Annotated in this window: 3 protein-coding genes; all 3 read right to left on the reverse strand. The window is 34.9% G+C overall.

The genetic code is table 11. The features are described from left to right. Nucleotides 1-198: 198 nt before the first annotated feature. The 3 genes from xylB to DFR79_RS15905 all read right to left on the reverse strand — a co-directional run bounded on the left by xylB (nt 199) and on the right by DFR79_RS15905 (nt 3,417). Entirely contained in the window at nt 199-1,692 is a 1,494-nt protein-coding gene (xylB, locus tag DFR79_RS15895) for a xylulokinase (RefSeq protein ID WP_133516437.1), read from the reverse strand. A gap of 71 nt (nt 1,693-1,763) precedes the next feature. Then, nucleotides 1,764-2,930 carry an ROK family transcriptional regulator gene (locus tag DFR79_RS15900; protein ID WP_133516438.1) on the reverse strand — a complete coding sequence of 389 codons (1,167 nt, stop codon included), beginning with the start codon at nt 2,928-2,930 and terminating at the stop codon, nt 1,764-1,766. A 151-nt stretch (nt 2,931-3,081) separates the two neighbouring features. Next, entirely contained in the window at nt 3,082-3,417 is a 336-nt protein-coding gene (locus DFR79_RS15905) for a cupin domain-containing protein (protein ID WP_208107574.1), read from the reverse strand. Nucleotides 3,418-3,607 lie beyond the last annotated feature (190 nt).

Consider the following 3,607-nt stretch of genomic DNA (forward strand, 5'->3'; position numbering starts at 1 on the left):
GAATGGATGCCCAGGTTTGAAGGCTTTGTTTTAGCAATATTTTTGTAAATTTAGTTCGTTTTGAATTATTTTAGACTTTTCGCAGTGCAATCATATATTAATTAAAATAAATACTCAAATTTATAATAAATTAAAAAAACCCTGTTATTAAGCTAGCTAGCCTAATAACAGGGTTTTAGAAATAAAAACATCATTTTTCTATTTTAAGTCTTTAAACCTATCCTTCAAGTCCCCATATAGATTCTGATAAATCTCATAATTATGATTGTACTCCTTAACATTTTCTGCTATTGGCTCAACTGTTTTAACAACATCTACTAGCTCTTCTACGATTGCTTCGAAATCAGAAAAAACTCCAGCTCCAACTCCAGCAATTATTGCTGCTCCAAAGGCAGGTCCCTGTTCAATATTTATAAGACTAATTGTTTCTCCAAAAATATCAGCAGTAATCTGCTGCCAGAGTTCACTTTTAGCTCCTCCACCAATCAAACGAATCTCATCTATCTCAACTCCCCGGGCTTTAATCAGCTCCAGTGAATCCCTTAAACCAAAACTAACACCTTCCATTACACTACGAATAAAATGTCCTCTTTTATGTTTACCGGAAATACCAAAAAATACTCCTCGAGCATCTGCATCTGCATGGGGAGTTCTTTCTCCATATAAATAGGGTAAGAAAGTTAAACCTTCACTCCCGGCTTCCACAGCAGCCGCTTCCTTATTTAACTGTTCAAAATCAAGCTCATCATTAAACATTTCTTCTTTCATCCATTTAAAAGACATTCCAGCTGAAAGCATTACACCCATCATATAATAACTATCAGGCACTGCATGATTAAAGAGGTGAATTCTTCCTTCTGGATCTGCTACCGCCTGATCAGTCTGGGCTACAACTACTCCAGAAGAGCCAAGACTTGCCATAACTCTACCAGCCTTAATAATACCACTTCCTACGGCTCCACAGGCATTATCAGCTCCTCCACCTACTACTTTTGTAGAAGAAGATAATCCAGTTTTTGCTGCTGCTTCAGCAGTTACAGAACCAACTATATCAATTGACTTTAATACTGGCGGCATAATTGACTGCTTCAGTTCTAATTTTTCCATCATCTCTGCTGACCAGTCTTCTGCTTTAACATCACAGAGTAAAGTACCAGCTGCATCAGACAGATCCATTCCTAATTCTCCGCTCAACTTATATCTTATGTAATCTTTGGGTAATAATACTTTTTCTAACTTTTTGAAATTTTCCGGTTCATTATTCCGCAGCCATAAAATTTTGGGAGCTGTAAAACCTTCTAGAGCCGGATTAGAAACTAGCTCTGCCAGTTCTTTTACTCCTCCAACTCTCTCATAAATTTCCTCACATTCAGCCGAGGTTCTGGTATCACTCCATAAAATTGCAGGTCTAATTACTTCCATATTTTTATCTAAAAAAACTGAGCTGTGCATCTGACCGGAAAAACTAATCGCTTCAATTTTAGAATTATCAATTTTATTCTCTGAGATTAAATCTTTGATCACTTTCTGACTGGCCTGCCACCAATCTTCCGGATTTTGTTCTGCCCAACCAGATTGAGGAGTAGCCAGTGGATAACCTTCACTATTTTCCGCTACTATCTCACCATTTTGATCCATCAAAAGCGCCTTAACTGCACTTGTTCCAATGTCTAAACCTAACGTATACTGCATAATTAACACCCCTAATTATTTATTAAAAAAATCAAATCTTAAAAATCACAAATATAACTAATAATTAAAAACTATGTCACAATTTCTACACTGAGATTAAAAATTTGAGCTGCAAGTCCATAAATAGTTGCCAGACCCTCCAGCTCAGTAAATTTAAGGTCTACAAACTCACGTGAAATTTTTAAGGATTTCTGGTCCACAACTTTATTAATATTTTCCATCAAATAACCTTCAGCTCTGATAATGCCCCCGCCAATAACTATATGTTCAGGGCTTAAGCTGTTAATTATATTAACCAGGCCAATTCCAATATTACAGCCGCTTCTTTTAATTATACTTTTTAGTTTTTCATCTTTTTCGAAATCAAGCTCATAAATCTGATCAATACTTAAATTACTATCTAAGTACCTATTTACCTCATCTCTCATAAATGATTCCGAAGCTAATGTTTCCCAGCAGCCGTCATTACCACAGTGACATTCAGGTCCATCACTGTCAATAATTAAGTGGCCAAACTCACCGGCATTACCGCTGGCACCTGTATATAATTTTCCCTCCAGCAGAATTCCACAGCCGATTCCTTCATTAATGGAAACAAAGACAAGATTTTCAATATCAGGATAAACAAATTCTTTTTCTCCAATAACTGCTGCCTTAGCCTCGTTTTCAAGCAGTACAGGAAAATCAAAATACTGAGCAAAAAATTTGGGTATCTCCAGATCATGCCAGCCTAAGTTAGGAGCAAACTCGAGACTCTTACTCTCCCGATCAATCAAAGCCGGTACTCCAATCCCCAGCCCAAGAATTTTTTCTCTTTTAATCTGCTGCTTATTCAATAATTTTTCAATTTCATCCTTAATTTTGATCAAATTAGATTCAGCAGACTGCTGGTGATCTATATCAATATTCTTTCCTTCCAGTATCTCAAAGGCAAGATCAAAAAGATATAACTGGCTGTGATTTACCCCGATATTTAAGGATAGCATATATCCTTTTTTAGGATTAACCTTAATATATACTGGTTTTCGCCCCCCATTGGAGCTGCCTTTTTTGGTTTCAATTACATATTCATCTGCTATTAATTTTTTAACATGATTGGTTATTGTGGCAGCACTATAACTTGTATTCTCTGCTAACTCCTTACGAGTTATAGGGCCGTGCCGATGAATAATCTTGAAGATTGACCCCTGATTTAAATTGTGAATAAAAGTTGAATTTCCTACACGCTGTTTGTTCATAAATATCAATCCTTATCTCCTTATTAATTTAAGTTTTAATTTAAGCCTTAAATTATCTTCTGTTATATATATTCGTGTTTCTTAATAATTTTCCTTCTTTTTTTAGTAAAATTTTTGAAAATAGACAAATTATTTTTAAAAGAATGCATATTTATGCTAAAAATTCTTCTCTCTGTGGTGTAAATACATCCAGAATCACTGAATCTTTAAGCGCTTTAACTCCATGTTCAACGTTTTCCCCGGCATAAAAACTATCTCCTCTGGTCAATACTTTCTTTTCTTCTCCAACTTCAACCTCAAATTCACCTGCAAGAATATAACTGATCTGTTCATGCTGGTCATGGCTGTGTTTTTTTCCTATTCCACCTTTTTCAAAATGGACCTCTACAGCCATCATAGAACCACCACGACTTAAAATTTTCCGTTTTACCTTTGCCTCTAATTCTTCAAATTCAATTTCCTTATTTTTCAGGATAATTTTTTCCATTTTTATTGCCCCTTTAATATAATATTATTTTAAATATCTCTCTTTAGTCATATTTTCTCATATATTTTATTTTAAAGCAATCTTTTATGAAGTTAGATTGTGTCAAGTAGCTTTTGGAAATAGATTAAGACTCCCTTTAAATATTTTAGAATGCAAGAGACTTTATTGCTCTCTGCAATCCACTAACTTT

This window comes from Halanaerobium saccharolyticum (assembly GCF_004362045.1).
Classification (GTDB): domain Bacteria; phylum Bacillota; class Halanaerobiia; order Halanaerobiales; family Halanaerobiaceae; genus Halanaerobium; species Halanaerobium saccharolyticum_C.

Coding starts and splice junctions, on each gene's coding strand:
- DFR79_RS15900 (WP_133516438.1), bottom strand. CDS start 2,930: ATGAACAAACAGCGTGTAGGAAATTCAACTTTTATTCACAATTTAAAT.
- xylB (WP_133516437.1), bottom strand. CDS start 1,692: ATGCAGTATACGTTAGGTTTAGACATTGGAACAAGTGCAGTTAAGGCG.
- DFR79_RS15905 (WP_208107574.1), bottom strand. CDS start 3,417: ATGGAAAAAATTATCCTGAAAAATAAGGAAATTGAATTTGAAGAATTA.